Genomic DNA, 1,173 nt, shown 5'->3' with positions numbered 1-1,173 from the left:
TCCTATTTTTAATATTAATATATAAAACCATGAATAAAATTATATCCATATACCCGTGATCATTGAAGGAGCTTGATTTTTTGCAATGAGAAGATCATGCTATCAACCATGAAAATTACTCTGACCAACCAACAAAAGCAGGAGCTAAAAGTCTTACACGATACTACTCGTGATGGACGGGTTCGTGACCGCATAAAAGCGGTCATTCATGCAAGTAACGGTTGGAGTCCTCGTGAAATTGCCGATGCGCTGCTCATTCATGAATCAACTGTGCGGCAACATCTCAACGACTACCTTCAGTTAAATAAGTTAAAGCCTCAAAATGGTGGTTCACAAAGTCATCTCTCTACCAGCCAAACTCGGGCGTTAGTTGGACACTTAACAGAGAATACCTATCACCACACCCATCAAATTGTCGCTTATGTATGGGCGTCATTTGGGGTTGAATACAGTGTGCCAGGCATGAACAAGTGGTTACATCAGCATGGTTTTAGTTACAAGCAGCCTAAAGGTGTTCCACATAAGTTTGATGAAAAGCAACAAGCTGACTTCATTGAGTTTTATAAGAGGCTTAAAGCTAGTTTGGGTAAGGAAGAAGCTATTATCTTCATGGATGCTGTCCACCCAACACAAGCCACCAAGGTCACTCATGGCTGGATACGAAAGGGACAAGATAAAGTCATTGAAACAACGGGAAGCCGAAGTCGCTTGAACATCGTTGGCGCCTTAAATCTAGCAGATATTGAAGGCACCGTTGTAAGCGAATATGACACCATTGATAGTGAAAATATCGTGCGATTTTTCTGCAAGATACGCGAAAGCTACCCCTTAGAGCACAAGGTTCACCTCATATTGGACGGTGCAGGCTATCATCGCAGTCAGATGGTAAAAAATGCCGCTTATGTACTGAACATAGAGTTACATTACCTCCCACCATACAGCCCCAATCTAAACCCAATTGAGCGGCTATGGAAAGTGATGAATGAGCACGCGAGAAATAATGTTTACTTTAAAAACAAAGCTGATTTTAGAGCTGCAGTAGAGCAATTTTTCGAGGAAACTTTACCTAAAATTGCAGGCTCACTGGTGTCTCGAATAAATGATAATTTTCAGGTGCTCAACTGCGCATCTTCAAGTTAACTGGGTATAACAGCTATATTAGACTGAAAAATT

At 41.1% G+C, this 1,173-nt stretch carries 1 protein-coding gene; it reads left to right on the top strand.

Annotated features, from left to right (window positions below):
- Window positions 1-108: 108 nt before the first annotated feature.
- A complete protein-coding gene (locus AB6D58_RS24485; protein ID WP_371708614.1) occupies window positions 109-1,140 on the top strand; it encodes an IS630 family transposase in 1,032 nt (343 codons plus the stop codon).
- Window positions 1,141-1,173: the final 33 nt, after the last annotated feature.

Origin of the sequence: Vibrio sp. 10N.239.312.D08, assembly GCF_041466145.1 — a bacterium.
In the GTDB taxonomy this organism is placed as follows: domain Bacteria; phylum Pseudomonadota; class Gammaproteobacteria; order Enterobacterales; family Vibrionaceae; genus Vibrio; species Vibrio crassostreae_C.
Note: the sequence above shows the minus strand (reverse complement) of the source record. Positions and strands in the feature narration are given on the sequence as shown.